Genomic DNA, 24,488 nt, shown 5'->3' with positions numbered 1-24,488 from the left:
ACGAAAACGCTTAAGCTACAAAAAGTATTGCTCAGTTAAAAAACCCCAAACGTGGTAGGATTAATATCCCCACTGTGGTTTGATGATCCCGAGCATTTCGTTGTGAATGGCTGTATTGGATGCGCATAGCTCACCACCAAAGATATGGTTGCTTCCCTCTTTAAAATCGGTGACCTTACCACCGGCCTGTTGCACAATAAATGCACCGGCTGCTACATCCCAGGCATTGAGATTGTATTCAAAGAAACCTTCCAGTCTTCCGCAGGCAACATAAGCGAGGTCGATGGCGGCGCTTCCCAATCGGCGGATGCCATGTGATTTGGCAAGGAATTCTTTGATGATGTCGAGGTAAACTTCACTTTTATCCAGGTGATAATATGGGAAACCGGTGGCGAGCAGGCTCTCCCTTAAATGGGCGATGCGGGAGACATGGATCTCACGGTTGTTGAGGTACGCCTTTCCACCTTTGATCGCGTGAAAGCATTCATCAGGAACCACATTGTAAACTACACCAAGGATGGGCTGATTGTTTTGCGCCAGCGCGATGCTGATGGCATACAGGGGCAGGCCGTGCAGGAAATTGGTGGTGCCGTCAAGCGGATCGATGATCCAGCTGAACTCCTGGTTCTTCGATTGTTCAACAGTGCCTTCTTCTGTAACGAATCCCGCAGAAGGCAGCAGCTTGTGCAACGCGGAAACCAGTAGCTTCTCTGATTCTTTGTCGACGTACGATACCAGGTTGTTGAACCCGCCGTCTTTTTGTTCGATGCGGGAGAGATCAAATGCAGCGCTTTCTCTGCGCATGAATTCACTTACCTGCTTACAACTTTCGATGACGCCTTTTTCAATTTTTTGCAAATCCATGTTCTGATGCATTTATATACCTGGTGAAGATAACAGGCAACCTGCCGATATCCATAAAGATTTACGCGTATGGCGAGGGGAGGTTGTCATTTAATCTTCCGTTTTTCCGTGGATCACGATAACTATCTCCCCTTTAACTTCTTTGATTTTAAAGTGGTTCACAATCTCCGATAATGTGCCGTTGACGGTTTCTTCGAACATCTTGGTGAGTTCCCGGGAAACCGACCCTTTACGGTCTGCTCCAAAGTATTCGATGAATTGCTCGAGTGTTTTTACCAGCCTGTAGGGCGATTCATAAAAGATCATGGTGCGCTCTTCTTCCGCGAGCTTGCGCAGCATGGTTTGCCGGCCCTTTTTATGCGGCAGAAAACCTTCGAACACAAACCTGTCGCTGGGAAGACCCGACTTCACCAATGCCGGAACAAAAGCCGTTGGGCCTGGCAGGCATTCGATGGTGAGGTTGGCTTCCACGCACGCCCGTGCCAGCAGAAAACCCGGATCTGAGATACCTGGCGTGCCGGCATCGCTCACCAATGCCATCACTTCACCTTTCTCCATGCGTTCAATGAGGCCGTCCAGTATTTTATGCTCGTTGAAATTGTGAAAGCTCTGCAGGGGCTTTGAAATGGCGTAGTGCTTCAGTAAAAAGCCGGAAGTGCGCGTGTCTTCCGCCAGAATAACATCCACTGATTTGAGCGTATCCAGTGCCCGGAGTGTGATGTCTGCGAGATTGCCAATAGGAGTGGGAACAAGGTACAATGAAGTTCTTCTTTCCTTGTCCATTACCGGAGCTTGTCAATGGCCTCTGCCAGCTTGCGGTCGCGTTCAGTCACCACATCGCCGGCATCGTGGGTAGACAACTCAAAACTTACGGTATTCCAGGTGTTTGTCCAGGTAGGGTGATGGTTCATCTTTTCAGCGATGAGGGCCACACGCGTCATAAAGGCGAAAGCTTCTGAAAAATCCTTGAACGTAAAGGTCTTTTTTAAACGGTTGCTTTCTTCTTTCCAAGCCATGGCTGATCCTGGTTAAGGATACGATTTACAATTTTTTCCGGAAGAAATCCACGGAAAACCGCAGTTCTGCTTATAAAGCGATGAGACCTTCTATGACGGATGCCTGCTCGTAGATGCCGATGACCGCTTCGCTGGAGGGCATCATCATCTGTACGGTGATGCTGGTGTAGTTTCCCTGCCGCGATTGCTTTTCGGTGGTGGTGTGAAGGGGAAAAAGCTCCTTTACCTGGCTTTCTTTGCCGGTGGGCACAATGAATTTGAACATATAAAGAGAGGGCCAGGCGTAATGCTGGTCGAGCTTCTCACGGAATGATCTGATCCACTCTTTATCCATAAAAAAAGAGCCGTCCCGCGCCAGGCACGGGACGGCTTATGCTGGGTTCAATTGTTAATAGAACTTGTAACGCTTGTCAACAATGTCGGCATTCTCTTTAATGGCTTCGCCAATGTTGTAGCTGTTGTTCTGAAGTTTCTGTTGAATAGGCTGCTTGTAAGCCGTGTAATCTGTTGCAGCAGGCGCGATGGTCTTGTTCTGCATTTCAATGATCAGCACACCGCTTTCGCCGCTAATCGGCGCTGAACGTTTGCCATTCTCAAGCGAGAAGGCCACACCGATCGCTGCGGGATCAAATCCGGCAGAAGGCAGTGAATTGGCTGACAATTTCAGGTCGCTGCTGGTGTATACATTGGCATCTGAACCGTAAGACTGGGCAATTTCTTCCAGTGTTCCGGTGGCGCCTTTCAATTTTTCGATGATGGCTTTGCTCTTCACTTCCTTGCGTACCTGGGGCGTGATCTCTTCTTTCACGAGATCGAGCGGGCGATAGCCTTCCGATGTTTCGTTGGTCATCACCGCTACTACGTATTCATCCTGCAGGTCGAACACATCAGAAACCTTACCTTCAGAGGCGTCACGGAACAGCCACTGGATGATCTGGCGGGCGTCGCCCAGGGTAGTTACCCTTCTGTCACCAGCGCCCAGACCTTTGGCTTCCTGCACCTGCAGTCCCTGCTCATTGGCCCTGGCAGTAAATTCGTCAGTTCCTGAAAGATCTGATGCAAAGCTCTCGGCCTTGCGGTAAGCTTCATTCGTTGTGGCGTCGCTCGGTGTGATGCTGCGCTCAACAACGGCGAGGTAATACGCGTCGTTGTTCTTGGTGTTGGTAATGCTGATGATGTGGTATCCGAAAGCGGTTTCTACAACGTCGTTCAGCACACCTGTTTTGGTGGCGCCGAATACAGCGTCTTCAAAAGGTTTTACCATGCGGCCGGTGGTGAACCAACCCAGGTCGCCGCCTTGTTGTGCGGTTCCGTCAGTGCCAAACTCACGCGCTTTTTCAGCGAAGCTTGCACCGCCTTTGATGTCTTTCAGAATGTTGCGCGCCTTTTCCTTGGCTGCTTTTTTCGCGGCGTCGGTTTCATTATCCCACTTGATAAGGATGTGGCTTGCACGGGCGCTGTACACGGTATCTTTTGTAACCTTAGATACTTTAGCAACCTTGTAGCTGGTTCCGTCGAGGAAAGGACCGATCACGTTGCCTGCTTTCAGGTCTTCCGATTTGATAAAGGCAGGAAGATTACCGCCATTGTATTTGGTGTAAGGAGCCTGGCCATCGGTGTTGGAAGCGGCATAAGCCGAGTCATCCTGTGTTTGTGTCAGCTCAGTAGCGATCCGTTTCATCTCGTCTACGATGGCGAGGGTATCGGCCGAAGAAGCTGTTACCGGGAAGCTTACGAACTTCAGGTCTCTGGTGGCGTCGGTCTTGTATTTCTCTTTGTTCTTGTCGTAATAAGACTTGAGGTCGGCATCGGTCACTTCTGCTACTGAATCGCTTACGGCATAATAAGGAACGTACAGGTACTTCACTTCAGCAACATCGGTCTGGTTGTGGTATTCGCGTTCAGCTTCTGCGGTGGTAACGTAGTTTGATTTCAGGATCAGGTTCTCGTATTTGATGCGCTCGCGTCCGGGACCCAGGTCGCGCTGGAAGATCTCCCAACGGGTGCGCTGCTCCTGCCACATGGCTTGCGACTGCGGATCGGCCGGCGGAGGTGAGTTGAACTCGTTGAGGTAACGTACCACCCTGGCTTTTTCAAACGCGCCGGTCTGAGGATTGGTGAACAGGGGCGTAGATTTAATGTTCTCATCCACGTTCTTGCCCCAGATCATGTCTTCTACTTCGTCCAAGGTCACGGCAACACCAACTTTGGTATACTGCTTCTGGATGGCATGGCGCAGAATGAGCATCTCCCAGGCCTGCTGGCGAAGGGTGGTCATTTCACGGTCGCCGGGCTTGCGGCCGAAGTTCAGGATGTAGTTTGCTTCCCGTTCCTGAATCGCTGCCTGATATTCCTCAAGCGAGATCGTGGTGCCGGCTATTTCGCCAACGTTGTTGTTGTTAAACAGAACGGAGTTGTTACCCAAAAGATCGTTCAGGATAAAACATGCGATCGCAACAAACACAAAAACCACCACCCAGGTGCCCATCTTGTTACGCAGAGTTCCAATCAATGCCATATTGCTAGTATAAAATTTTAGTGACAGCGGTTAGGTAAAAGGCCACATCGTTTGCCATTACAAACGATAAAGCCCGCAAAGTTAATGGGTTCTCGCTAAAGAAAAATAGGAGCTTGGAAAAAAGTAGGCGGGTGAGCGGGCAGCACTAAACCACCCGAACGGCAGTTAACTATTTGATTCTCAGGCTTTAATTTTTTCGTTCTCCACAATGAGCTTCACCGTGTTGATCCGGTTCTCATACGTGGACTGGATAATGAAGGTAAAGGGCAGGATCTTGATGATATCGCCCTGGCGGGGAAGGTCTTCCGTGTAGGACAGGATCAGGCCTCCCAAAGTCTCATAATCTCCCGTAGGCAGGTTCCAGCCATGGGCTTCGTTCAGATACTCCACTTCCAGGCGGGCGCTCAGCAACCACGTTTTGTCGTCCAGCCGCTGCTCGATGAGGTCGTCTTCGTCATGCTCGTCTTCGATTTCCCCGAAGATCTCTTCGATCACATCTTCCATGCTCACCAGTCCTGACGTGCCGCCAAATTCATCCACCACCACCGCTAGGCTCTTGCGTTCGTTGATGAACCGCACCATCAGGTCTTTAGCCAGCATCGCCTCGGGCACCGTGACAATGGGCGTGAGGATGTCTTCCACGCGCGCCGGTTTCCGGAACAACGCCGAAGAATGGCAGTACCCGATCACATCGTCAGGAGAATCCTTGTAAACAATGATCTTCGAGTGGCCGCTTTCAATGAAGGTTTCATGCAATCCTGCGATGCCTTTGTCAAGGCCTACGGAGATGATCTCAGTTCGGGGGATCATACAATCGCGCACACGCACCGATTTGAACTCGAGCGCATTGGTGAAGATCTTTTTGTCAAGCTCGATGTTTTGTTCCGCCGGCTTCACGCGATGAATGCTCTTCAGGTATTGATTGGTATCGGTAAGGCCGAATACGGGTTTGTCCATGGAGTAATTCATCCTGAACACATACACGCTGAAGAACCGCGCAAGAGAAATAACACTGTAAACTACCGGGAATAATACTGCTGCGATGATCACAAAAGGAATGGCGAGCGCCGAGATCATCCTGTTGGAGTGAATGACAAAAAAACCTTTCGACAGAAGCTCCACGGAGTACAGCACCATGACGGTGAGCAGGCAAGAGAAGATGATGACAGGAAGCAGCACGCTGCCCATGAACGACGGAAAGAACGGCTTAAGCCAGGGCACCAGCGCGCCGGTGGTAAAAATGCCGAAGAGGATAAGCGATGCGATATTGCCGATCAGGGTTGTGCCGATGAACCATGTGGGGCGTTCGGTAAAGAACGCCATGATCTGACCTGCCAGTTTGCCCTGTTTGCTTTGCAGCTCGATCTGAAGCTTGTCTGCCGATAAAAAAGCGATCTCTATTCCGGAGAAGAAAACGGAAAAGATCAGCGAGATAACGATGCCGGAAAGGAGCGCGTAATCCATGTCTATTTTTTTCGCCTCCGTAAATTATAAACAAAAAAGAAGATCAGCGCCAGCATGATCGCCCAATAGGCATTTCCAAACCCTATGGTGATAACCTGGTCGATGCCGACGATCAGAAAAACAACAGCCAGCGAGAGCAGGATAACATCGGGAAGCCTCATAACAGGATTTGCAGGATTGACAGGATTTGACCAGGATTTATATATGATTAACTGGATTAACGGGATTAAGGGGCTTTCAAAGCCCGCTTCAAAGATACTGTAAATCTTTGATCGTAGATCTTACTGCTCTTCTACTTCGAAGTCGCCGGTGGGTTTTTTGATGACGTAGTCAGACATATCCTGTTTGGCTTCGAGGCCTTCGCCATAGATCACGTCGTTCTGCTGACGGATGGTGACAAATTTATCGGTGTAGATGCGCTGCTCAGTCTGCTTCCAGAACAACTCTTCGGTATTGAGCTGCTCGTTCTTGGCGATGTTTTTCACCTCAACTTTTCCACGGCCGCGCCAAAGATTGTCCTTCTTGAAAAAGAATGCCTGGTTGGCGCGCAGTGTCGATTCCATTTTGCCGAACTCATCGTAGAATTCCATGTAGATCCCCTTCGGGAAATCGCGGTCGCCTCCGTCAAGCTCGTGGAATTCAGCGGCGATCATCTTTACCTTCACGCGGTCTTTCTCGGTGTAGTAGAGCTCAACGTTCTCAACTTTGCGCAGGGGTCCGGTGTATTCGAGCGGCTCTTTCAGCTCTGTGGTATTGCAGGCGGCTGCGATCAATGCAACGCCCAGCCAGCTCCAGCTTTTGAAAAAACGGAATGATGGGAATGAACCTGATGTGAGGCCGTTAATCAAATTTGCGTTTAATAAACCACTGATCGTTAAAAGTGATTCCAAAATAGACTTTGAAATAGGTCTCTTCAAGTATGTTGTCGGCTTTATTTCCACGGCGTCCGAGTTTAAAGGCAAGGTCAAGACTCGACCGTCCTGCCGGCAGCGAAAGACCAAAATTGATGCCAGCATCTTTTACTGTATTGTTATTGGCCATAAATGGATACTGCTCCATGCTGGCCCCTAGCCGGTAAGTAGTTCGTTTGAACAAACCCTCGCTCAATACGTCTGGTGTGATCTCGCCACCCAGCGCCACACGCCATGCTTCGCCAAGGCCTTCATCATCCTGGCTTACGCTTCTGAAAGTTGACCAGTCCTGGTAGCTGAACTCCGTACCAATGGTCCACTTGGAACCGCGGCTCAGGGAGATACCTGCTGTTACAGCGGGAGGAATATAGATGTTTCCTTTTGTGGTATAAAGGGTATCGCGGTTCGGGTCATCATCGATAACACCGGTCAGCGTGCGGTAAAGGATGTTGCGTTGACGCGTATTGAGGTCAGCTGAAAAATTATATACGGCACCGACGCTCAACCGGTATTTTTTCTGCGCGAAGAGCGAGTCTTTGCTGTAAGAAACACCGGCCGTAAAAGTGAAATCCTTTACATAGGTTCTTTCCTGAACACCTGCAAAATAATTCAGTGGCTGTGCTGAGTTTTGCAGCCTGTTCTGATACGTGTTGATAATGGAGCTGAAGATGTAAGACACTTTGAGTCCTAACGCCAGATCCTTATATACACGAACGCCGTTCGACCAGTAAAGCTGGGTGAGGCCGCCGCTTCCTTCTTCGATGACGTCAACCTTATCGGTGCTGTTGTTAATACTATCCTCATACTGCATTTGATACTTCACCGTAGTGTAGGGCATCAGGCCCAGTGATGTGGTCCATTTTGTAGGTTTAATGGGAAAAGCCGTAACGAGGTAATTCATATTGCCGCCCACGTTCTTTTCGCTGATGGTATCGCCTTTGATGGTTCTGGATTCCACCAGCATGCCTGCCTGAAATACGGTAAGGTTGTTATAGATAAGCAACGCGGGGTTCTGGTTGTTGGCAAACCAGTATTGCGGCTGGCTCACGCCAACACCTGCCATGCCCTGGGTATTGATCAACGCGTTGCCATACGGTTCTCCGATACCGAATGTGGTGAATGGCGAACGGGCAGCCTGACCGAACGCCTGTGCCGCAAAAAAGATGCAGGCCAGTAGGAAAACGTACTTTTTAACGATTGACATTGTAGTTCAAAATGCTGTTTAGCCCGATGAGTACCAATTCAGGGCTCGCAAATATGGAGGCTTTCAACTGGTTTTCAAAAAACAAGGCATCCCCCCCGCATAAAATCACCCGTAAACCCTGAAATTTTTTGCTGTACTGGTCGATAATACCCTCGATTTCTGCAATGATGCCGTTTACCACCCCGCTCTGAATGCAGCTTTCCGTGCTGTCGCCGATCAGTGGCACCTGCCCTTTAGGGGTAACTAACGGCAATTTCGCCGTAAAAGTATGAACCGCCTGGAACCGCATCTTTAACCCGGGTGAAATAGCACCGCCATAATATTTTCCTTCCTTATCCAGAAAATCATAATTGATACAGGTACCGGCATCGATCACCAGGCAATGCTGAAGCGGAAAGATCTGCTGTGCTCCGCAGGCACCGGCAAGACGGTCAACCCCCAGCGTAGCCGGTGTGGCATACAGGTTGGTAACAGGCACCGGAAGCGTGTTGTTGAGAATGAACTTCTTCTTTGCCCGGGTGGCCCATGATATTACCTGTGCCGCGTCTGCTTTCACCGAGCTGATGATGATGTTGTCAGCAGAAGCGTTTTCCAAAAATTGCCGAAGCGCTTCCGACGAAGTCAGCGTATGTTTTTCCATCAGGTTTTGATGATCGAAAATACCTACCTTCGCAGCGCTGTTGCCGTAGTCGATTACCAGGTTCATGGATCCGGGGTTGTGGTGACGGCAAAATTAAAGATTAACACATAACAAACGAATTCCCGATGCCGCATGAAAATGGCAAACAAGTATAAAGTCATTGGCCTGATGTCAGGCACTTCCCTCGACGGCCTCGATGTTGCCTGTTGTACCTTCAGAAAAAAATCATCGGGGTGGGACTATACCATCGATAAAGCCATCACCGTCAAGTATCCGGCAGCCTGGTACAGCAAGCTGTCACAAGCACACCTTCTTTCAGGCGAGGCGCTAATGGCGCTCGATGCGGAGTACGGCAAATACCTGGGGAATGTCTGTTCGAAATTTATTTCGCTGAACAAGCTGAACGTCGACTTCATCTCCTCGCACGGTCACACCATCTTCCATCAGCCTGCCCGGGGCTTCACCTATCAGCTGGGCAACGGAAATACCATACACGCTGTCACAGGCCTGCCTGTGATATCTGATTTCAGAAGCCTCGATGTAGCGCTGGGTGGCGAAGGAGCGCCCCTGGTTCCTGCAGGCGATAAATTTTTATTCGAAGAATATGATGTGTGCCTCAACCTCGGCGGCATTGCCAATCTTTCCATGGATGTCAAGGGCGCAAGGCATGCGTTCGATATCTGCTTTTGCAACATGGGACTGAACTACCTCGCCACTAAGGCAGGAAAGGAAATTGATACCGATGGCGACATGGCTGCGAGCGGCGAGGTTGACTCAGCCCTGCTTAACCGCCTGAAGAAGATCTACGCTTCCCTTCGTGAGAAGAGACCTTCACTGGGAAGGGAGATGTTTGAAAAGCAGATCAAGCCATTGCTCGATAATGAAGACATTGACCTGAACGACCGACTCGCCACCTTCACTGAATCTATCGCCTTTGAGATCATTCAGGCGTTGCCCTCCAGGAAGAATGCCAGTGTTCTTTGTACTGGCGGAGGCGCATTCAATGCATTTCTCATCGCGCGTATGCTTCACTATGCCGGCGACGATGCAGCCCTCATTGTGCCGGAAGAGAACGTGATCAAGTTCAAGGAGGCGCTGGTGTTTGCATTTCTCGGCGTGCTTCGGGCCGAAGGTGACATAAACTGCCTGAAAAGTGTTACCCATGCCAGTCGCGACAGCAGCAGCGGTGTGATGACGGGGTTTTAAGAACAGATCCTTGGGAGGTAGTCTGAGCAAAAAAGCCGACGAAGCAGAATGGGCAAAGACGCCGGAAATTTCCAAAAGGTATCTTTGAGATGGGTTCTATATATTTGCGCGCATAAAAAATTTAACACCTGTTCAACAACATGAAAGAGCTGCTGCAAAAATTCGAGACCAAGCGACCCGAAGTTGTATTTGAGTGGAAAGATACGGAGACCGAAGCCGAAGGATGGGTGGTGATCAATTCGCTCAGGGGTGGCGCTGCCGGTGGGGGAACACGCATGCGCCTGGGACTGGACAAACGTGAGGTTGAGTCGCTGGCGAAGACCATGGAAGTAAAGTTCACGGTATCCGGTCCGCCGATAGGAGGGGCCAAGTCGGGCATCAACTTTAACCCGGCCGATCCGCGCAAGTCAGGTGTGCTGCAGCGCTGGTATGCTGCCGTGATGCCCTTGCTGAAATATTATTACGGTACCGGTGGCGATCTGAACGTTGATGAAATTCATGAAGTGATCCCCATCACCGAAGACGTTGGCATCTGGCATCCGCAGGAAGGCGTTTTCACGGGACATTATAAGCCCACCGAAGCACAGAAGGTGAACCGCATCGGACAGCTCAGGCAGGGCGTTGTAAAAGTGATCGAGGATGAGCAGTTCTCTCCGTCGCTGAAAAAGAAATATACCATTGCCGATATGTGCACCGGGTATGGCGTGGCCCAGGCTGTAAAACATTATTACGAGCTGTGGGGTGGCGCGCTCGAAGGAAAACGCGCCGTGGTACAGGGTTGGGGTAACGTAGGGGCTGCTGCCGGATTTTATCTGTCGCAGCTTGGCGTTAAGCTGGTAGGTGTTGTAAGCCACGAGGGTGGTGTGATCAATCAGAAAGGTTACTCACAGGAAGAGGTAAGGTCGCTGGTGGTGAACAGGAATGGTAACAAGCTGGTGTCAGACGAGCTGCTGCCGTTCGATACCGCCAATAAAAAGATCTGGGACCTTGACTTTGAAATTTTTATTCCCGCAGCCGCATCACGCCTCATCACCAAAGAGCAGGTAGACCGTATGATAGCCTCGAACGTTGAGGTATTCTCTTGTGGCGCGAACGTTCCGTTTGCAGATCCCGAAATATTTTTTGGCCCTACGGGATTGTATGCCGATCAGAAATTCTCCGTGATCCCAGACTTCATCGCCAACTGCGGCATGGCCCGGGTCTTCGCGTACTTTATGGAGAATGAAGTGAAGATGGACGACGCCTCGATCTTCAACGACATCTCCCAAACCATCCGCAGTGCCCTCGTAAAAACCCACGCCCTCAACCAAAAGAAAACAGGCATCGCCCAGTCTTCTTTCGAGATCGCATTGAAGCAGTTGGTGTGAGGAGGGAATAGTTCACAGTCCACGGCAGTGCAGTGTGAGCGCCATAATCGTACTTCGTAAATCGTACCTCGTACCTCGTACTTTTCGCAGCACAGCTCGCATTCACATGCTCAGTGTGTGATCAAATAAACACCTGCGCCCGCGAGGTATCCCATTAGCGCGAGCAGGCTTATTTTTTTGAGGTACCAGATGAAATCTATTTTTTCCATGCCCATGGCAGCAACGCCGGCGGCGGAGCCGATGATGAGCATGCTTCCACCGGTGCCGGCACAATAGGCGAGGTATTCCCAGATGAAATGATCGGTCGGGTAAGTGTCGAGGCTGTACATGCCCATGCTCGCAGCTACCAGCGGTACATTGTCCACGATGGCCGAGAACACACCGATCAGCGTGATGATCATGCCTTGATTGCCGATGGTGGTATCCAGCCAGGAGGCGAACCGTTGTAACGTGAGCATCGATTCAAGGGCACTGACGGCGAGCAGGATGCCGAGGAAAAAAAGAATGCTGGGAACATCCACACGCGATAATGCTCCCGCGGCCGTATAATTTTTTTTGACGACATCGTCCATCTCGGGATGGATCAGCTCAGACACCACCCAGATAATACCCAGCCCCAATAGCATCCCGATATAGGGAGGCAGGTGGGTGAGGATCTTGAATGCCGGAACGCCCATGAGCACTCCAATGCCAAGTACCAGCATCAGCATTCCGCCGCGGATCATGTCATCCTGATTTTTGATGGGATGGTCGTCTCTGCCTGCGAGCTCACCCTTTAACGTAAAGCTCAGATAAGTGAGCGGCACGATCATACACACCACGCTGGGAATGAAAAGATTCTTCATCACGGCCAGGGTGGAGATCTGGCCTCCGATCCAAAGCATGGTGGTGGTCACGTCGCCCATAGGGGTCCATGCGCCTCCTGCATTGGCTGCAATCACGATCATGCCGATGAACAACATGCGCAGCTGCTTTTCAGGAATGAGCTTCCGGATCAGCGAGACCATCACAATGGTGGTGGTGAGGTTATCGAGAATGGCCGACAGGAAGAACGTTACCCAGCAGATCACCCACAACAGCTTCCGCGGATCTCTTGTCCTGATCTTTTCAGTGATGAACCTGAAGCCCTGGTGTGCATCGATCAGCTCAACGATGGTCATCGCGCCCAGCAGGAAGAAAAGGATCTCAGCAATGGAGGCAAGATGCCTGCCGAGCTCGTGCGTAACAAATTCCTGGAACAGGTGTGAAGCGTCAAGGGCTGCGAACCCTGATTCCCCCATTTCGGTCTTCAACCCGGTTTTAAAAAGGCTGTAATGCGCGCTTTGCTGCAGGGTGTCCGTTGGCGTGGAGAACATGAACAAAGTCCAGCACAACACACCTGTAATGATGGCTGTAGCGGTCTTGTTAACCTTCAGGGGATGCTCGAAGGCTATCAGAATATAACCCAGCAGAAATACCGCGATAATAACTCCTTCCATAATGGAAAGATAGGAAAAGGAGTCAGGAGTAAGAAGCAAGTAGTAAGGAGGAAAGACATACTTCCATGGATTTTAAATCCAGAGCAAGGGCTCCGATGTTGAGTCGGGCCATTCTTACTACTTACTCCTTGCTCCTTGCTTCTATTTGAGTCCGAAGAGTCCTTCGTTCAGAACATTCAGCGCTTTTTCCTTGTATTGTTTGTCGATCAGCACGGATACGTTATTGGCGCTTCCGCCGCACGATACCATCCGCACAGGGATCTCTGTAAGCGACTGGAATACTTTGGTGAGCACGCCTTTCTGATCCATGATGCGGTTACCGACAATACAGATGATCGTTTGATCATTGTCCACTTCGATCGAGCCGAATTTCTTCAGCTCATTCTCGATGGATGCCAGGTGACTGTTGTTGTCAATGGTAAGCGACACGGCGATCTCCGAAGTGGTGATCATGTCGATCGGTGTTTTGTGATTTTCGAACACCTCGAATACACGGCGTAAAAATCCGTAAGCCATCAGCATACGCGACGACTTGATCTTGATAGCGGTGATGCCGTCTTTTGCCGCAATGGCCTTGAAGCTTCCTTCGGTGCCTTTGCCGGTGATGATGGTGCCAGGGGCTTTTTCATCCATGGTGTTCTTCAGTCGCACAGGAACGTTGAATTTCTGCGCAGGCACAATGGTTGACGGGTGTAGGATCTTGGCGCCGAAATAGGCAAGCTCTGAAGCTTCGTCGAACGTGAGCTCAGAGATGGGCACGGTCTTCTTCACGATGCGCGGATCGTTGTTATGCATGCCGTCGATGTCGGTCCAGATCTGAACTTCTTCTGCCTGAATGGCAGCGCCGATCAATGATGCTGTATAGTCGCTTCCACCGCGTTTCAGGTTGTCGATCTCATTGCGATGGTTGCGGCAGATATATCCTTGCGTGATAATGATCTCAACGTTGGTGAGTGAGTTCACCAGGGGTTTCAGTCGCGCCGAGATCTTCTGCAGCTCCGGCTCTTCATTCTCGTCGATAGACATGAAGTGAAGGGCAGGCAGAAGCCGTGAGCTGATCTTGCGTTCCTGCAGGTGCTGGTAGAAAAGTTCTGTGGAGATCAATTCACCTTGCGCCAACAGCTCGCGGTAGCTCTTGGTGTCGAACTGTCCGGCAGCGAGAAGCCTGATGAGAATAAAATAGCGGCTTACGATCTCCTGACCGATGGCCTGGAATGCTTCGCTTTCGTAAAGTTCTTTGATGAAAGTGAGGTAATGCTTTTCAAGTGCTGAGATCTCTTCTTCCGCCTTGGCAGCCTGCCCGGCAGTAAGATGGTCACCGATAGAAACCAGTGTGTTGGTAGTGCCCGACAAAGCCGACAGTACCACGATCTTTTTACCCGGAGATGCCATCACAAGGTTAGCGATCTTTTTCATGCGTTCGGGCTTGCCGACCGACGTTCCTCCGAATTTTAGTACCAGCATAAAATTTTGAATTTTTTAAAAGCGGGCAAATTTAATTAACCCGCCAGAATAAAAAATGAATTTCCACTTGCAGGTGACAAAAATATTTCAGCGAACAAGTGTTCAGTTGCAAGCGGTGCAACTAGTAGAAGCGGTTGCAGAAACGCACCAACGCCGTCAGATGCTGTTCGTTTTTGAAGTCGACGTTATTCTTTTTCAGGTAGGCTTTGATCTCTTTCCGGTGATCATCGAATAGCCTCAGCAACGAGAGCTTGTTGGCCTGGTAGAGATTGCTTTTCTGATCGATGAAAAAATAGTAGGCTTCTTTTTTATACAGGTTGTCTACGTTGATCACGCCAGCGGTTACCGCGCCGCGGAACGATCTTGTTGAAGAAGTGGTATGAGAAGCAACGCCGTAGCCGTCATCGGCAACCGTTTCTTTGATGGCAGCAAAAAATACCTTTCTCACACCCAGCGAGAGCGGCATCTGCAAAATAACCTCGATGTACCCTTCTGCCGGATCGAAATAAAAAACACGACTGCCGATGGTCACCAGCCTGAGCTCGCGCGCGTAGTTGAGCGTAAGGGTGTCTCCATGGTCATCGATGAAATCCATTTTGCCTGTGAACAAATTGTAATTGAATTTGCGCTCCTGCGATTTGCCCGCAACAAACGTGAGCCTGCCAGGAGTGAATTCGGAAAAACGATAGATGCTGTCGCGCCAGTCTGTGGTGCGCACATCCTGGTCGAGGTGCAGCCGATACAAACGTGACTCCTGACCGTAGCCACAGGTGATGGCTAACAGGAAGGTGAGGATGCCGGCGCCATATAAAGCTGACCTTTTCATGCCCTGAAAAGTTATTATAAAGATACCATTTTTAACCTTTTTTCAAAGGTTAGGGGTGTTGCATATCAGCTACGTTACAGCTTTCTCCTGCCGCAAGCTTGTATTTTTTTGCCCTTTCAAAAATGCCTGTGATGAACAAGCGTCGGGGATATAAAAATAAAAAAGACCGCTGCGTGAACAGCGGTCTTCCATTATGGGTCAATGAATGTTACTTCTTGTTGTCATTCACTTCTTCGTATTCAACATCCGATACGTCGTTGTTGGTGCCGCCCGATGCTGAGGCATTAGGGTTGGCTCCCGCATTTCCGTTCGGTTGTGCTCCGGGTTGGCCGGCGCCAGCCTGGTAGATCTCTGTTGCGGCAGCCTGCCAGGCATTGTTAAGCTCATTCATGGCCATGTCGATGGCAGCAATGTCCTGGTTCTTGTGAGCGTTCCTCAGTTTTTCAAGGGCGCTGTTGATAGCAGTTTTATTGCCGTCAGAGAGCTTTTCTCCATACTCCTTCATTTGTTTTTCAGTCTGGAATATGAGCGAATCGGCCTGGTTGATCTTCTCGATGTGCTCTTTCGCTTTTTTGTCGGCTTCGGCGTTGGCCTGAGCTTCCTGCTTCATCTTCTGGATCTCGGCATCGGTCAGTCCTGAAGAAGCTTCGATCCTGATCTTCTGCTCCTTGCCGGTGCCTTTGTCTTTGGCCGATACGTGAAGGATACCGTTGGCGTCGATGTCGAAGGTTACTTCGATCTGCGGGATGCCGCGCGGTGCCGGCGGAATTCCATCGAGGTGGAAACGTCCGATCGTACGGTTATCTTTCGCCATAGGTCTTTCACCCTGCAGCACGTGGATCTCTACGGAAGGCTGATGGTCTGCAGCGGTAGAGAACACTTCCGATTTTTTGCTCGGAATAGTAGTGTTCGATTCGATAAGCTTGGTGAACACACCACCCAATGTCTCGATACCGAGCGAAAGCGGTGTAACGTCCAGCAGCAGCACATCTTTCACTTCACCGGTGAGCACACCACCCTGGATAGCAGCACCGATGGCCACTACCTCGTCGGGGTTCACACCTTTCGAAGGTTTCTTGCCGAAGAATTTCTCTACTTCATCCTGAATGCGGGGGATCCGTGTGGAACCTCCCACGAGGATCACTTCGTCGATCTCAGAAACGTTGACACCGGCATCCTGCACGGCTTTGCGGCAAGGCTCCAGCGTTCTGCGCACGAGGTCGTCAACGAGCTGCTCGAACTTCGCGCGGCTCAGTTTCTTCACGAGGTGCTTCGGTACACCGTCGATAGAAGTGATATAAGGAAGATTGACCTCCGTTTCCTGTGAGCTCGACAGCTCGATCTTGGCTTTTTCAGCAGCTTCTTTCAAACGCTGCAATGCCATCGGATCTTTGCGGAGATCTACGTTCTCGTCTTTTTTGAATTCGTCAGCCAGCCAGTTGATGATGCGCTGATCGAAGTCGTCACCACCGAGGTGAACGTCACCGTTGGTTGATTTCACTTCAAACACGCCGTCGCCGAGCTCGAGAATGGAGATATCGAAGGTACCACCACCGAGGTCGTACACAGCGATCTTCATGTCTTTGTGTTTCTTGTCCATGCCGTAAGCAAGCGCTGCGGCCGTGGGCTCGTTGATGATCCGTTTTACATCCAGACCAGCGATCTGTCCTGCTTCTTTGGTAGCCTGACGTTCGGCATCGTTGAAGTAGGCCGGAACAGTGATCACGGCTTCTGATACGGTTGTGCCCAGGTAATCTTCTGCGGTAGACTTCATTTTCTGAAGGATCATGGCAGAGATCTCCTGCGGCGTATAATGACGGTCACCTATCCTGACGCGTACGGTGTCATTGCTGCCACGCTCCACCTGGTAGGAGACCATTTTCATTTCCCCGGTAACGTCGTCATATTTTTTGCCCATGAAACGTTTGATGGAGGAAACGGTATTCTTCGGATTTGTGATAGCCTGGCGCTTGGCAGGATCGCCAACTTTACGTTCTCCTTTCCCATCATCCAGAAATGCAACGACTGAAGGAGTGGTTCTACGGCCCTCGCTGTTAGGGATTACGACAGGCTCATTGCCCTCCATAACCGCAACGCACGAGTTGGTAGTACCTAGGTCAATTCCAATGATTTTGCCCATGTTATTGATAATGATTAATAGTTCAACAGTTTCTTTAAAAATTATATACCTGCAACTATCAATGGTTATGCCAGCGCCCGTTTTTGAGCTAAAAATGACATAATGACAGGACTTTTTTAAGGATCAATGATCAATGCGCCGATATGCAAATGGTGGGACCGGGCATTTATTGAGACCATGATGTAGGTGTTCTGTCCCAACGGTGGCCTTTCAGCTTCTCCATTAACGAACGCTCCAGGGTTTTACCATCGCTGGCGGCAATGTTGGCCTCTACGTTCCTCACTTTGCGCATGCCGGGGATGATGGTATGAACATCCTTGTTGCCGAGGATGAACCGAAGCGCCATTTCGGGCATGGTCATTCCCTGGGGGATGAGGGGCCTGAGCGCATTGGCGTGGTCTACGCTTGCATTCAGGTTCTCGGGCACAAAATACGTCGAGCGCCAGTCGTCTTTAGGAAAAACGGTATCCTTGGTCAGCGTGCCGGTCAGGGTTCCTTCATCGAACGGAACACGGGCAATAACACCGATGTCGAGCTTGCGGCAGAGGGGAAACAGATTGTCTTCCGGAGCCTGGTCGAAGATGTTATAGATCACCTGCACGGCGTCGATGAGTCCGGTTTGCAGTGTATTGAGCACGTTGTCAGGTTCCCAGCGGTTCACGCTGATGCCGATGAACCGGATCTTGCCTTCTTTCTTCAGTTTCTCGATCGCTTTCTTCCACTCATCATGGTTTGCCCAGCCATCTTCCCACACATGGAACTGTTGCAGGTCAATGCAGTCGGTGTTCAGGTTTTTCAGGCTTTTTTCTGTGTATTCTACGATATGGCTGGCAGGAAAACACTCTTCGAGGGTATAGGTAGGTCTGCTGGGCCATTTGAAATTCTTCGGTGGGATCTTGGTGGCGCAATACAGACGTTTGCCGGAGTGCCGCTTCACGAGTTCACCGAGGATCTGCTCGCTTTTTCCGGCGCCGTAGCCCCAGGCTGTGTCAAAAAAATTGCAGCCCAACGCTACCGATCGTTCCAGGGCCTGCATCACCTCGCCTGCGTCCGAGCCTGTCCAGCCCGCCAGGCCCCACATGCCATAGCCCATTTCGCTTACATTCCAGTTTGTTCGTCCGAATCTTCTGTATTGCATTTCTGTTCGTGTTAAAAAATACAATTTAGCATTCGTCGTCTAAAATGCAGCCAAAGCTATACATTTTACTACTTTTGCGACCGCAAACAATAGGCAATTGACAATAAGCAGTAGGCAATGAGGAAAGTCCACAACCATAAGGTGCAACACATCAGGTGATCGTTACTGGTCACAGCAGTGGACTGTCGACCGTGGACTAAAACAAAACTGAGAACGCAAGAGCCGACATACAATCATATGAGTTTGGAACAGGAAATAGCGAAGCGCAGAACTTTCGGGATCATCAGTCACCCCGATGCCGGAAAAACCACGCTCACGGAAAAGCTTCTGCTCTTCGGCGGCGCGATTCAGAAAGCAGGCGCGGTGAAGTCGAGCAAGATCAAGGATCACGCACGGTCAGACTGGATGGAGATTGAAAAGCAACGGGGTATCTCCGTGGCTACTTCCGTGATGGGTTTCAATTACCGCGATGTGAAGATCAACCTGCTCGATACACCCGGTCACCAGGATTTTGCCGAAGACACTTACCGTACGCTCACAGCAGTAGACAGTGTGATCATGGTGATCGATTGTGTGAAGGGTGTGGAGATCCAGACCGAAAAGCTGATGGAGGTCTGCCGCATGCGCAACACACCTGTGATCTGTTTCATCAACAAGCTCGACCGTGAAGGAAGGGATCCCTTTGACCTGCTCGACGAGATCGAAGAAAAGCTGAACATCAAGGTGCGTCCCCTGAGCTGGCCCATCAGCATGGGTAAAACCTTCAAGGGCGTTTACAGTCTCTATGAGAAAAGCCTTCACCTTTTCACACCCAGCAAGATCACCGTGGAGGAAGGCATCGAGATAAAAGATATCAACGACAGCCTGCTCGACGATTACGTGGGCGAGAACAACGCCAAACAACTTCGTGCAGATGTAGAGTTGATCGAAGGTGTGTATCCTGATTTTGATGTAAAGGATTACCTGGCCGGCAAGGTTGCGCCTGTATTTTTCGGAAGCGCCGTGAATAACTTCGGTGTGAAAGAATTGCTGGATACGTTCATCAATGTTGCGCCGCCGCCCATTCCGCGCGAAACCACCCTGCGGATCGTAACTCCTGAAGAGAACAAGTTCACCGGCTTCGTGTTCAAGATCCACGCCAACATGGATCCGAAACACCGTAACCGCATTGCCTTTCTCAGGATCTGTTCAGGAAAGTTTGAACGCGGCAGCAACTACTTCCATGTACGCCACGAAAAAAGCGTGAGGTTCTCCAACGCCACAGCGTTTATGGCGCAAGACAGGGAGACCGTTGACGAAGCCTGGCCTGGTGATATTGTGGGTATCTACGACACCGGAAACCTGAAGATCGGCGATACCCTCACGGAAGGAGAGAAGATCCTGTATACCGGCATCCCCAGCTTCTCACCGGAGATCTTCAAAGAAGTGGTCAATCTCGACGCCATGAAAACCAAGCAGCTCGAAAAAGGTCTGCTTCAGCTGATGGAAGAAGGTGTGGCACAGCTGTTCACCTATGAGCTCGGCAAAAGAAAAGTTGTGGGTGTGGTGGGTGCGCTCCAGTTTGAGGTGATCCAGTTCCGCCTCAAGAACGAATACGGCGCCACGGTTCAGTTCCAGCCGCAGAATATCTATAAAGCATGCTGGATCTCTTCAAAAGATCCGAAGAAGCTGGCAGAGTTCATTGATTCGAAGCAGCGCCACATCGCGCGCGATAAAGACGACAAGCTGGTGTTTATGGCAGAGTCACGCGCATGGCTGCAGATGGTTCAGGATAATTTTCCCGACATCGAATTCCACTTCACGTCAGAGTTCAAATAACCTACGCCGTTAAGGTGCAGGTTATTTGAGGTGTAGGTTATTTGATCTTCTTTTCCAGCTTGGTGATGTCTGCCCTTGCTTCTTTCTTGCCCAGCGAAAGCGACTTTTTGTAGAGCTCCAGGGCTTCTTTGTAGGTTTCCTTTTTCTTACGTGGTGCCAGCCTGGTTCTGTTCGCAGCTTCTTCCACCGCTTTGGCCCTGGCGTAGAATGCTTCGGCTTCGCTTACCTTGAAGTTATCGACCATCTCACCCACTTTGGCTTCCAGCAGCTTCAGCTCTTCCTGCTTGGCGGTGATCTTGGTTTGCATTTCGGCCATCTCGGTTTGCTGGAGCTTGACAGTTTCCAGCAGCCCTTTGTTCTCGGCTTTATACTGCGCAACAGCGGCTTCGAGTGAGTTCACTTCCTGCACACGGATCTCCAGTTCGCTTTTGAGCGCATCCATCATCAACAGGTATGAATTGACCTTCTTGTTCGACGAGCGCAGCTCTTTTTCAACGGTCTTTAGCTTGGCCTCCGTTTTCTTAACGTAGTCGTTAATGCCTTTCAGGCGCTCGGAGAAAGTGTTGTAGCTCATGCCTTCATGCAGATCGGTGCGAAGCAGGTGGCGGCTTGCATCGATCGAGTCGATCAAACCTTTTACGTCGCGCATAACGCCTACCATTTCATGACGTGTCTCGAGCTCGTTCCTCAGCGAATCGTTCTCTACCCGCAGGCGCTCATTTTCTTCTTTTGAGCCACAGGCCGATAACAGGATAACTACAAACAGAGAGAAAGGTAGGGTAAGTCGTGCAGGCATAGAATGCGTAAGTTAGAAAAACAAAAGTAAGGTTTAAGGAATTTAAAATTAACTGTTTTGTCTTTTTATAAAAGGTTCTGAAGTATCATTGTTGTATTAATTTTTGCGTGAAAACCGGGAAAGATTTTGTCGTGATCTATGAAGACAACCATTTGTTGGTGGTGAACAAATCTTCCGGAATTCTCGTCCAGGGCGACGTAACGGGCGATATTCCGCTGGTAGAGCTGTGTAAAAGCTACATCAAGGAAAAATACAACAAGCCCGGAGCGGTCTTTTTAGGTGTTGTGCACCGTATTGACCGTCCTGTGAGCGGTATTGTGGTTTTTGCCCGCACATCCAAAGCCCTTGAACGGATGAATGAGCTTTTTCGCGAAAAGGAAACCAGGAAAACGTATTGGGCGGTAATTAAAAACAAACCGCCTCATGATCAGGATGTTCTGATACACTGGCTGCTGAAAGACGAGAAAAAGAACAAGACCACGGCATACCTGCGCGAAACACCGGGTGCCCTACGCTCAGAGCTGCGCTACCAGGTGCTGGGATACAATCAGGGTCATTTTCTGCTGGAAGTGAATCCGGTAACAGGACGCCCGCACCAGATCAGGGTGCAGCTTGCCACCATGGGCTGCCCGATCAAAGGCGACGTCAAGTACGGTTTCGCCGAAGCCAACCTGGATGGAAGCATCTGCCTGCATGCCCGTAAGCTGGCGTTTGTTCATCCCGTAAAAAAAGAATCCGTGCAGTTTGAAGCCCCGCTTCCTGAAACAGAATATTGGAAGTATTTTTCAAACCTGATCAATGAATAGACGGTGTTATGGAAAACCCTTCCTGGATTGAAAAACTTAGGCAACGCTGGAATGTTAAGAATGTTTGGCAGGTGGTGGTGATCCTGGTTGTGTTTGCCTGCACGGGCTTCACCGTATTGTTCCTGAAAAAGCCATTGCTGAACTGGCTCGCCGGCGAAGAAGGCAACTCCACGCTTGCCACCGTCTTGTACTACATTTTCATCCTTCCCCTCTATAACATACTATTACTCGGGTATGGTTTTTTATTTGGACAGTTTGCGTTCTTCTGGGCCTTCGAGAAAAGGTTTATGGAACGATTTTTTTCCGTGTTCAGACGTCACAAATAACCATCAGAATCAGTATGAAAAACTTTATTACGCTCCTGGCCAGCGTGCTGTTGCTGGCGGCATGTTCTGCGCCCAAATATTCCTATTACTTCGACCATTACGACTACAATAGCGGCAAAAAGAAAGCGCAGGCGGAGAAGACCGAGCTCGCTGCCAATACGCTGCAGGCAACCCCTGAAACCGGAGAAAGTCCGTTGATCCTTGAAGAAGAAACCGTTGTTGCCAGCGCGACAAATGATGCCCCGGCTCCGGTGAAAAGTACAGCTCCGGTTATGGAGAAGGTCGCCGCAGGGAAGAAATATACAGACCTCACAAAAGCTGAAAAAAAAGAATTCAGAAAAGCGCTGAAAACCGAGGTTAAGAAATACATGAAGGCAAAGAAGTCTGGTGACCACGGCGCTTCAAGGGCAGATACCAAGGCCCTCGATTATAACCTTAAAATGGCCATCATCTTTGGTGCCGTGGCGTTAACGCTGAGTTTCTTTGGTGGTGTGAACTCCGTGTTCTGGGTGCTGAGCGTAGTGGCGCTGGTGATCGGCGTGGTCTTCTTCGTCAAGTGGATCGCCGAACAATAGTTGCGCTGAAAAAATGACAATAAAAAACCCCGGCTTCGTTCCGGGGTTTTCTTTTTTATATCGCTGGTGGCGAAGATCAGCCTACGATACCGTCGGCCAGCAAGATCACCTTGTTCTTCAATACTTCCACCACACCGCCGGTGATGTTGAGGCTCTCTTTTGTGTCCTTGGATTTGTATTCCACAACACCTTCTTTCAGCAAGCTGATCAGGGGTGCGTGGTGGTCCATCACCTGGAACGAACCGTCAGTGCCAGGAAACGTAGCAATGCTCACATTTCCTTCAAACACCTTTTTCTCCGGCGTTAATATTTCTAGATGCATAAACTCGCTCAGTTTAAAGTTTAAAGTTTGCAGCTTAAAGTTTACGTTAGACAAGTCCTCAACTTTGAACTTGTAACCTGAAACTTTAAACCAAATTATCCCCTTGCTTCTGCCAGCATCTTTTCACCTTTCTCAACAGCCTGTTCAATGCTGCCTACGAGGTTAAAGGCCATTTCAGGCAGGTGGTCATATTGTCCATCCATAATGGCGTTGAAGCCCTTGATGGTGTCTTTAATGTCAACGAGCACCCCTTTCAGACCTGTGAAAGCTTCAGCCACGTGGAAAGGTTGTGACAGGAAGCGCTGTACACGTCTTGCGCGCGTTACCACCAGCTTATCTTCGTCAGACAATTCGTCCATACCGAGGATGGCGATGATATCTTGCAATTCTTTGTAACGCTGAAGGATGTTCTTCACACGCTGTGCGCAGTTGTAGTGCTCTTCGCCCACGATCTCAGGACGGAGGATCCGTGATGTTGAATCCAAAGGATCTACCGCCGGATAAATTCCAAGCTCGGAGATCTTACGGCTCAATACGGTTGTAGCGTCAAGGTGAGCGAAGGTTGTTGCCGGAGCAGGGTCAGTCAAGTCGTCAGCAGGCACGTATACCGCCTGTACGGAAGTGATCGAACCATTCTTTGTAGACGTGATCCTTTCCTGCATGGCACCCATTTCAGTGGCCAGGGTAGGCTGATAACCTACGGCAGAAGGCATACGTCCCAACAGCGCCGATACTTCTGAACCGGCCTGTGTGAAGCGGAAGATATTGTCGATGAAGAAGAGAATGTCGCGGCCTTTTCCTTTTCCGTCGCCATCGCGGAAATATTCAGCAACAGTAAGTCCAGACAGGGCAACACGTGCACGTGCTCCCGGAGGCTCGTTCATCTGTCCGAACACAAAGGTTGCTTTCGATTCTTTCAGGTCGTTCTCATTTACTTTGCTCAGGTCCCATCCGCCTGCGTGCAGCGACTTCAGGAAGTCTTCGCCATAGTTTACGATACCGGCTTCGATCATCTCGCGCAGCAGGTCATTTCCTTCACGTGTTCTTTCGCCTACACCGGCAAATACTGAAAGACCGGAGTATGCTTTCGCGATGTTGTTGATGAGCTCCTGGATCAATACGGTCTTACCCACACCGGCACCACCGAACAATCCGATCTTACCACCTTTTGAATAAGGTTCGATGAGGTCGATTACTTTGATACCTGTATAGAGAACTTCAGTTGAAGTTGAAAGGTCTTCGAAAGCGGGTGCATTCCTGTGGATCGGAAGCGACTGGGCGCCTTTGGGTTGTTTAATGCCGTCAATGGCTTCACCGATCACGTTGAAAAGACGTCCCTTAATATCATCTCCGATAGGCATTTTAATGGGCGACCCGGTGTCGGTCACTTTCATTCCGCGAACCAGCCCTTCAGTACCCTCCATGGAGATGGTCCGTACACGGTCTTCGCCAAGGTGTTGCTGGCACTCCAGTACCACTTTGGTTCCGTCCGCTTTCGTTACCTCCAGAGAATCGAGGATATTGGGTAATTTTGCTCCTTCGCCATCAAAGGCTACGTCTACTACAGGGCCAATTACCTGGGTGATCTTTCCAATATTTGCCATTGTTA

24 protein-coding genes are annotated in these 24,488 nt (G+C 50.1%); 6 read left to right on the top strand and 18 right to left on the bottom strand.

Annotated features, from left to right (window positions below; all coding sequences use genetic code 11):
- Positions 1 to 60: 60 nt before the first annotated feature.
- The 10 genes from KK083_RS18700 to KK083_RS18655 form a co-directional block, all read right to left on the bottom strand.
- A complete protein-coding gene (locus KK083_RS18700; RefSeq protein ID WP_254166017.1) occupies positions 61 to 864 on the bottom strand; it encodes an inositol monophosphatase family protein in 804 nt (267 codons plus the stop codon).
- A gap of 90 nt (positions 865 to 954) precedes the next feature.
- The gene (gene rsmI, locus KK083_RS18695) at positions 955 to 1,647 is read right to left on the bottom strand and encodes a 16S rRNA (cytidine(1402)-2'-O)-methyltransferase (RefSeq protein WP_254166015.1); all 693 of its coding nucleotides are present in this window, start codon (positions 1,645 to 1,647) and stop codon (positions 955 to 957) included.
- Positions 1,647 to 1,880, bottom strand: coding sequence for a 4a-hydroxytetrahydrobiopterin dehydratase (locus KK083_RS18690; RefSeq protein WP_254166013.1), 234 nt, complete (start codon positions 1,878 to 1,880; stop codon positions 1,647 to 1,649). The genes rsmI and KK083_RS18690 overlap by 1 nt, the downstream gene beginning before the upstream one ends.
- A 70-nt stretch (positions 1,881 to 1,950) precedes the next feature.
- Positions 1,951 to 2,214: a DUF493 family protein gene (locus KK083_RS18685; RefSeq protein ID WP_254166011.1), complete on the bottom strand. Its 264-nt coding sequence runs from the start codon at positions 2,212 to 2,214 to the stop codon at positions 1,951 to 1,953.
- A 54-nt stretch (positions 2,215 to 2,268) separates the two neighbouring features.
- Positions 2,269 to 4,398 (bottom strand): peptidylprolyl isomerase, encoded by a 2,130-nt coding sequence (locus KK083_RS18680; protein ID WP_254166009.1) that lies wholly within the window; start codon positions 4,396 to 4,398, stop codon positions 2,269 to 2,271.
- Between the two features lie 180 nt (positions 4,399 to 4,578).
- Positions 4,579 to 5,862 carry a hemolysin family protein gene (locus KK083_RS18675; RefSeq protein WP_254166007.1) on the bottom strand — a complete coding sequence of 428 codons (1,284 nt, stop codon included), beginning with the start codon at positions 5,860 to 5,862 and terminating at the stop codon, positions 4,579 to 4,581.
- Positions 5,863 to 5,864: 2 nt separating this feature from the next.
- Positions 5,865 to 6,023: a hypothetical protein gene (locus KK083_RS18670; RefSeq protein ID WP_254166005.1), complete on the bottom strand. Its 159-nt coding sequence runs from the start codon at positions 6,021 to 6,023 to the stop codon at positions 5,865 to 5,867.
- 120 nt (positions 6,024 to 6,143) lie between these two features.
- The gene (gene lptC / locus KK083_RS18665) at positions 6,144 to 6,710 is read right to left on the bottom strand and encodes an LPS export ABC transporter periplasmic protein LptC (protein WP_254166003.1); all 567 of its coding nucleotides are present in this window, start codon (positions 6,708 to 6,710) and stop codon (positions 6,144 to 6,146) included.
- On the bottom strand, positions 6,703 to 7,977 hold the full coding sequence (bamG, locus tag KK083_RS18660; RefSeq protein WP_254166001.1) for a BamG family beta-barrel-assembly machinery protein: 1,275 nt from the start codon (positions 7,975 to 7,977) through the stop codon (positions 6,703 to 6,705). The genes lptC and bamG overlap by 8 nt, the downstream gene beginning before the upstream one ends.
- A complete protein-coding gene (locus KK083_RS18655) occupies positions 7,964 to 8,683 on the bottom strand; it encodes a type III pantothenate kinase (protein WP_254165999.1) in 720 nt (239 codons plus the stop codon). The genes bamG and KK083_RS18655 overlap by 14 nt, the downstream gene beginning before the upstream one ends.
- A 66-nt stretch (positions 8,684 to 8,749) precedes the next feature.
- On the opposite strand from KK083_RS18655, the gene KK083_RS18650 reads away from it, so the two are divergent.
- Complete coding sequence (locus KK083_RS18650; RefSeq protein ID WP_254165997.1) at positions 8,750 to 9,823, top strand: anhydro-N-acetylmuramic acid kinase; 1,074 nt, start codon at positions 8,750 to 8,752, stop codon at positions 9,821 to 9,823.
- Between the two features lie 140 nt (positions 9,824 to 9,963).
- Complete coding sequence (locus KK083_RS18645) at positions 9,964 to 11,190, top strand: Glu/Leu/Phe/Val dehydrogenase dimerization domain-containing protein (protein ID WP_254165993.1); 1,227 nt, start codon at positions 9,964 to 9,966, stop codon at positions 11,188 to 11,190.
- A 110-nt stretch (positions 11,191 to 11,300) separates the two neighbouring features.
- Here the strand turns inward: KK083_RS18645 and nhaD are convergent, their stop codons facing one another.
- The 5 genes from nhaD to KK083_RS18620 all read right to left on the bottom strand — a co-directional run bounded on the left by nhaD (position 11,301) and on the right by KK083_RS18620 (position 18,236).
- The gene (gene nhaD, locus KK083_RS18640) at positions 11,301 to 12,668 is read right to left on the bottom strand and encodes a sodium:proton antiporter NhaD (protein ID WP_254165991.1); all 1,368 of its coding nucleotides are present in this window, start codon (positions 12,666 to 12,668) and stop codon (positions 11,301 to 11,303) included.
- Between the two features lie 141 nt (positions 12,669 to 12,809).
- Positions 12,810 to 14,132, bottom strand: a complete 1,323-nt coding sequence (locus KK083_RS18635) for an aspartate kinase (RefSeq protein ID WP_254165982.1) — start codon at positions 14,130 to 14,132, stop codon at positions 12,810 to 12,812.
- A gap of 121 nt (positions 14,133 to 14,253) precedes the next feature.
- Positions 14,254 to 14,958, bottom strand: coding sequence for a hypothetical protein (locus KK083_RS18630; protein ID WP_254165980.1), 705 nt, complete (start codon positions 14,956 to 14,958; stop codon positions 14,254 to 14,256).
- A gap of 208 nt (positions 14,959 to 15,166) precedes the next feature.
- Positions 15,167 to 17,098, bottom strand: a complete 1,932-nt coding sequence (gene dnaK / locus KK083_RS18625; RefSeq protein ID WP_254165978.1) for a molecular chaperone DnaK — start codon at positions 17,096 to 17,098, stop codon at positions 15,167 to 15,169.
- A 166-nt stretch (positions 17,099 to 17,264) separates the two neighbouring features.
- A complete protein-coding gene (locus KK083_RS18620) occupies positions 17,265 to 18,236 on the bottom strand; it encodes an aldo/keto reductase (protein ID WP_254165968.1) in 972 nt (323 codons plus the stop codon).
- Positions 18,237 to 18,473: 237 nt separating this feature from the next.
- Between KK083_RS18620 and KK083_RS18615 the strand changes: the two genes are divergently transcribed.
- Entirely contained in the window at positions 18,474 to 20,054 is a 1,581-nt protein-coding gene (locus KK083_RS18615; RefSeq protein WP_254165966.1) for a peptide chain release factor 3, read from the top strand.
- Positions 20,055 to 20,091: 37 nt separating this feature from the next.
- Here KK083_RS18615 and KK083_RS18610 read toward each other — a convergent pair whose 3' ends face one another.
- Complete coding sequence (locus tag KK083_RS18610; protein WP_254165964.1) at positions 20,092 to 20,850, bottom strand: coiled-coil domain-containing protein; 759 nt, start codon at positions 20,848 to 20,850, stop codon at positions 20,092 to 20,094.
- 107 nt (positions 20,851 to 20,957) lie between these two features.
- Here KK083_RS18610 and KK083_RS18605 point away from each other — a divergent pair, with 107 nt between their 5' ends.
- Genes KK083_RS18605 through KK083_RS18595 form a run of 3 tightly spaced genes read left to right on the top strand, consistent with a single transcriptional unit; the run spans position 20,958 to position 22,557 of the window.
- Positions 20,958 to 21,656: an RluA family pseudouridine synthase gene (locus tag KK083_RS18605; RefSeq protein ID WP_254165962.1), complete on the top strand. Its 699-nt coding sequence runs from the start codon at positions 20,958 to 20,960 to the stop codon at positions 21,654 to 21,656.
- An 8-nt stretch (positions 21,657 to 21,664) separates the two neighbouring features.
- The gene (locus KK083_RS18600) at positions 21,665 to 21,982 is read left to right on the top strand and encodes a DUF6787 family protein (RefSeq protein ID WP_254165960.1); all 318 of its coding nucleotides are present in this window, start codon (positions 21,665 to 21,667) and stop codon (positions 21,980 to 21,982) included.
- Positions 21,983 to 21,996: 14 nt separating this feature from the next.
- Positions 21,997 to 22,557: a hypothetical protein gene (locus KK083_RS18595; protein ID WP_254165958.1), complete on the top strand. Its 561-nt coding sequence runs from the start codon at positions 21,997 to 21,999 to the stop codon at positions 22,555 to 22,557.
- Between the two features lie 76 nt (positions 22,558 to 22,633).
- Here KK083_RS18595 and atpC read toward each other — a convergent pair whose 3' ends face one another.
- Positions 22,634 to 22,879 (bottom strand): ATP synthase F1 subunit epsilon, encoded by a 246-nt coding sequence (gene atpC, locus KK083_RS18590; protein WP_254165956.1) that lies wholly within the window; start codon positions 22,877 to 22,879, stop codon positions 22,634 to 22,636.
- Between the two features lie 95 nt (positions 22,880 to 22,974).
- Positions 22,975 to 24,483 (bottom strand): F0F1 ATP synthase subunit beta, encoded by a 1,509-nt coding sequence (gene atpD / locus KK083_RS18585; protein WP_254165955.1) that lies wholly within the window; start codon positions 24,481 to 24,483, stop codon positions 22,975 to 22,977.
- Between the last annotated feature and the right edge of the window lie 5 nt (positions 24,484 to 24,488).

The sequence above is a fragment of the Chryseosolibacter histidinae genome, assembly GCF_018598225.1.
GTDB lineage: Bacteria > Bacteroidota > Bacteroidia > Cytophagales > Cyclobacteriaceae > Chryseosolibacter > Chryseosolibacter histidini.
Note: the sequence above shows the minus strand (reverse complement) of the source record. Positions and strands in the feature narration are given on the sequence as shown.